A 4,626-nucleotide genomic window follows, 5' to 3' on the forward strand; every position below is an offset into this window, starting at 1 on the left:
TGGCCGACGAAGTGCGCAAGCTGGCCGAGCGCACGGCCAATGCCACCAATGAGATTTCCACCCTGGTCAGCGATGTGGAAAGCGCCTCGCTCAACACCAAGCAACAAGTCACCGAAGCCGCCGGCCAAGTGGCTGGTTACCGCGATACCGGGCTGGAAACCGCAGCCGCCATCCGCAGCATGGTGGATGTCAGCGAACAGATGGCACGGGTCATCGCCCAGGGCACCAATACCAGCTTCATGGAGGTGGTCAAGCTCGACCACGTGGTGTTCAAGCTGGACATCTACAAGGCCTTCATCGGCTACCACGACCTGGCAGCAGACAAGGTGTCCTCGCACCAGCATTGCCGCCTGGGCAAGTGGTATTACGAAGGCCGTGGCGCGCAGGAATGCAAGGGCAACAGCCAGTTCATGCAGCTGGAAACCCCGCATGCCAATGTACACAACGCCGGCAAGGAAGCACTGAACGCCTTCCACGCCAAGGATTTCGCCAAGGCCAGACAGGCGCTGCAACGCATGGAAGAAGCATCCGATCAGGTGATGGATCTGCTGACCCAGCTGGAACAGCAGCCTTGTAACAACAAGGTCTGAACAACCCGCACGCGCCAGCCCGGACTGGCGCGCATCTCACAGGCATGTCGCCGGCTCACGCCCCCACGGCGGGACGGTGTTGCATGCGCTGGCGCAGCGCGTCGATGGCATAACGCACCTTGGCTGGCTGCGCATCACGCCTGGGTGTCACCACATAGATGCCCAGCGCCGGCAAGCGCCACTCGGGCAGGATGCGCAGCAAGCGGCCATCGGCCAGCTCCTGCCTGATTTCCGGCTCCGGCTGGATAGACAGGCCCATGCCGGCCAGCACGAACTGCCGCGCTGCCAGGATATTATTACTGCTGACGCGCACGCCCACCTCAGGCCGTACCACCACCCCTTCGGCATTTTCCATACTCAGCCAGCTCTGGCTGCGCTCGTGATCCAGCATCACCCATTGGTGCTCGGTCAGCTGCTGTGGCTGGATAATCGGCGCATGGCGGGCCAGATAGGCCGGTGCGGCGCACAGCACGCTATCCCAGTCCGCCAGATGACGCGCCACCAGGCTGGAATCTTTCAGGTCGCCCGCGCGCAGGGCCAGATCAATGCGGTGCTGCACCAGATCGATCATCTCATCATGGAAAAACAGCTTCAGACTGAGCCGTGGATGGGCCGCCAGCAGCGGCGCCAGTGCCTCGGTCAGCATCGGCCCGGCAAAGCCCTGATAGAACAGGCTGCCGGCTTCGGTGAGAGTGAGGCTGCGCGTGGTCCGGTGCAATAAGGACACGCCATGCTCGGCCTCCAGCTTGCTGATATGCTGGCTCACGGCCGAAGGCGTCATGCCCAACTCGCGCGAAGCCGCAATCATCGAGCCCTGTTCCACCACGGTGGCGAACACCGCCATGCGCCGCAACATTTCCATATTATTAAGTCCAGCTAATTTATTAATGGCAGTATTGACGGATTATCACGAGATCAGCAAGCGATTACAGTTGCTTCCATCCACTATCGAAAGGAAAGCAAGATGAAAATCGCACTGATCGGCGCTACCGGTTTTGTTGGCTCGGCCATTCTGCAAGAACTGCTGGCCCGCCAGCATCAAGTCACCGCCATCGTCAGCCGTCCGGAACGCCTGCCGCAGCATGCACAACTGCAGGCCATCAAGGCCGATGCCTATGATGCCGCCGCCATTGCCAGCGCCGTCGCCGGCCACGACGTGGTGATCAGCGCCTTCAACCCCGGCTGGGACAAGAGCGACATCCGCAGCCTGTTCATCCAGGGCCACGACGCCATCGTCGCCGGGGTGAAGCAGGCCGGGGTAAGCCGCTTTCTGGAAGTGGGCGGCGCCGGCAGCCTGTTCGTGGCACCGGGCCTGCAGCTGATCGACACCCCGCACTTCCCTGCCGAATACAAGGAAGGGGCCGAAGGCGCACGCCAGGCACTCAACAGCCTGCGCAGCGAAACCGCACTGGACTGGGTATTCCTGTCGCCGCCGGCCCTGCTGGCCCCGGGCGAGCGCAGCGGTCAGTACCGTGTGGGTGGTGAGGAACTGCTGATGGATGGTGACGCACCCGCCGGCATCAGCGTGGCCGATCTCGCCGTAGCCATCGCCGACGAAGTGGAAACGCCACGTCATAGCCGCCAGCGCTTTACTGTTGCCCACTGATTCACACTTGCCCCGCCTTAGCCGCCCTGCCCTTGCAGGCGGCTTTTTTTATTGCCCGCAGCATGCTGCAACTGCACATCGAAACACGCGCCAATATTGGCGTTGACAGGCATGGGCAGCTTATCTACAGTGCCAGCCAGCCGTACTGGATGGCGCGGGAGAGATCACCTTTGCGGTGACGCCGAAGGGGTATCGCCCCAGAAACTCTCAGGCAAAAGAACCGCGCCGTCGTCTGGCTCTCTGGAGAGAAGGACCGTGCCATCGCGCCCGGCCTCGCCGAAGGAAAAGACAGCACACGTTGTCGAAGATTGTTGACAAACCCCTCGCGCTTTCTGAAAAGAAAGCGATGCTCCCTTCTTCAATAGTTAGGGCAAGGGCGGGAAGATTAGGAATAGACAGGAAGGCTGCGGAATCAATCAGTAAGCCGGAAGGCCCGGCTTAGCCGGGTCCTGCGCAATCCTATCAAATCACTTTGTCAGCAGCCTGAGACAACCCACGCTGTCGCAATCTCTCAGGCAAAAGGACAGAGGGGGCAGTGACTGCATTCATGTCAGCATGCGTCGGCCTGCCCGGTTTGCGAGCGATGGAGCCTGCCCTTCCCTCGCCCTTCCTGCCTGTCATTCCTGCGCCAGCCACCATGAGCAGTCCAACACAGGGCATCCACTGCCGCTAACAACTGCGGATCAGACGCTTCGCGACGCCTGATGGCCGGAAGCAGAACAGTCCGCACGCGCAAAACATGACAGGCTGACACACACATCAAGGGGCCCTCCTTTCGCAAGCGGCCCGCACCCGAAACACCGGCAGCGCCCCCAAGGGCCTGCCTGCAGCAGACAAGAGAGCAATATGGCTATCAGCGTTTTCGACCTGTTCAAGATTGGCATCGGCCCGTCCAGCTCGCACACCGTCGGCCCCATGCGCGCCGCCCGCCAGTTTGTTGCCCGGCTGGAAAAAGACGGCCTGCTGGCTGCCACCAGCCGCGTACGTAGCGAGATGTATGGCTCGCTGGGAGCTACCGGCAAGGGCCACGGTTCGGACACCGCCGTGCTGCTGGGCCTGGCAGGCGAACTGCCCGACCTGGTGGATACCGATGCCGTACCAGACTTGCTGGCAGCGATCCGCAACACCAGGCAACTAAACCTGCTGGGCACGCAGGCCATCGCCTTCAACGAGGGTGACGACCTGATCCTGCACAAGCGCAAGACCCTGCCCTACCACCCCAACGGCATGATTTTCGAAGCCTACGACGCCGCCGGCAACAGCCTGTCCAAGCGGGCGTACTATTCGGTGGGCGGTGGTTTCGTGGTGGACGAAGCAGCCATCGAGGCTGGCTTCACCCCACCCGGTGTCACCGAACTCAAGCACCCCTTCAATACTGCCGCCGAACTGTTGGCCCTGTGCAAGGAACAGGGCAAGAGCATCAGCCAGATCATGCTGGAAAACGAACTGGCCTGGCGCAGTGAAGAAGAAGTCCGTCGCGACCTGCTCACCATCTGGGGCGTGATGCAGGCCTGTGTCAAACGCGGCTGCCAGCGCGAAGGCATCCTGCCCGGCGGCATGAAGGTGAAACGCCGCGCCGCTGACATGTACCAGAAGCTGCTGGCCGCTCCGGAAGCCGCGCTGCGCGACCCGCTCACCGTGATGGACTGGGTCAATCTGTATGCGCTGGCCGTGAATGAGGAAAACGCCGCCGGTGGCCGCGTCGTCACCGCCCCCACCAATGGCGCCGCCGGCATCATCCCGGCAGTCATGCACTATTATTCACGCTTTGTCCCGGGCGCCAGCGAAGACGGCATCGTGCGCTACCTGCTGACCGCCGGCGCCATCGGCATCCTGTTCAAGCTCAATGCCTCCATCTCTGGCGCGGAAGTCGGCTGCCAGGGCGAAGTGGGCTCAGCCTGCTCCATGGCCGCCGGTGCGCTGGCTGAAGTCATGGGCGGCACGCCGGAACAGGTGGAAAACGCGGCGGAAATCGGCATGGAGCACAACCTGGGGCTGACCTGCGACCCGGTGGGCGGCCTGGTGCAAGTACCGTGCATCGAACGCAATGCCATGGCCTCGATCAAGGCCATCAACGCTGCCCGCATGGCGCTGCGCGGTGACGGACAGCACTGCGTGTCGCTGGATCGTGTCATCAAGACCATGCGCGACACCGGGCGCGACATGAGCACCAAGTACAAGGAAACCGCCCGCGGCGGGCTGGCCATCAATGTGATCGAAGTGCCAGTCAACGTCGTGGAATGCTGAGCCGGACCAGACAGTGAGCAACAAAACGCCGTGGCATCCCGTCCACGGCGTTTTCTTTTATATAGCCGCCTGCCACCCCTTCTCTCCAAACCTATTCAGCCCCGCTACGCAGCTGCCGCGATGACAGCGCAAACCCTATGTAGCACTCAGTAGAACTACGCATTCATGCCATTCCACCTTGTC

4 protein-coding genes and 1 riboswitch are annotated in these 4,626 nt (G+C 62.0%); of the genes, 3 read left to right on the forward strand and 1 reads right to left on the reverse strand.

Annotated features, from left to right (window positions below; translation table 11 throughout):
• A partial coding sequence (locus tag EAY64_RS19970) for a CZB domain-containing protein (protein WP_199734504.1) occupies nt 1-590 on the forward strand: 590 nt, incomplete at its 5' end.
• Between the two features lie 55 nt (nt 591-645).
• On the opposite strand, the gene EAY64_RS19975 is transcribed toward EAY64_RS19970, so the two are convergent.
• Complete coding sequence (locus tag EAY64_RS19975; RefSeq protein WP_103526493.1) at nt 646-1,452, reverse strand: LysR family transcriptional regulator; 807 nt, start codon at nt 1,450-1,452, stop codon at nt 646-648.
• 102 nt (nt 1,453-1,554) lie between these two features.
• Between EAY64_RS19975 and EAY64_RS19980 the strand changes: the two genes are divergently transcribed.
• On the forward strand, nt 1,555-2,196 hold the full coding sequence (locus tag EAY64_RS19980) for an NAD(P)-dependent oxidoreductase (protein ID WP_103526495.1): 642 nt from the start codon (nt 1,555-1,557) through the stop codon (nt 2,194-2,196).
• A gap of 145 nt (nt 2,197-2,341) precedes the next feature.
• A riboswitch (glycine riboswitch) is annotated at nt 2,342-2,429 on the forward strand.
• A 613-nt stretch (nt 2,430-3,042) separates the two neighbouring features.
• On the forward strand, nt 3,043-4,443 hold the full coding sequence (locus tag EAY64_RS19985) for an L-serine ammonia-lyase (protein WP_103526496.1): 1,401 nt from the start codon (nt 3,043-3,045) through the stop codon (nt 4,441-4,443).
• Nucleotides 4,444-4,626: the final 183 nt, after the last annotated feature.

The organism is Aquitalea palustris (genome assembly GCF_003693445.1).
Taxonomy (GTDB): Bacteria; Pseudomonadota; Gammaproteobacteria; order Burkholderiales; family Chromobacteriaceae; genus Aquitalea; species Aquitalea palustris.

What these genes read in the sequence shown, in the direction of transcription:
- EAY64_RS19975 (WP_103526493.1), bottom strand. Translation starts at nt 1,452, where the DNA reads ATGGAAATGTTGCGGCGCATGGCGGTGTTCGCCACCGTGGTGGAACAG.
- EAY64_RS19980 (WP_103526495.1), top strand. Translation starts at nt 1,555, where the DNA reads ATGAAAATCGCACTGATCGGCGCTACCGGTTTTGTTGGCTCGGCCATT.
- EAY64_RS19985 (WP_103526496.1), top strand. Translation starts at nt 3,043, where the DNA reads ATGGCTATCAGCGTTTTCGACCTGTTCAAGATTGGCATCGGCCCGTCC.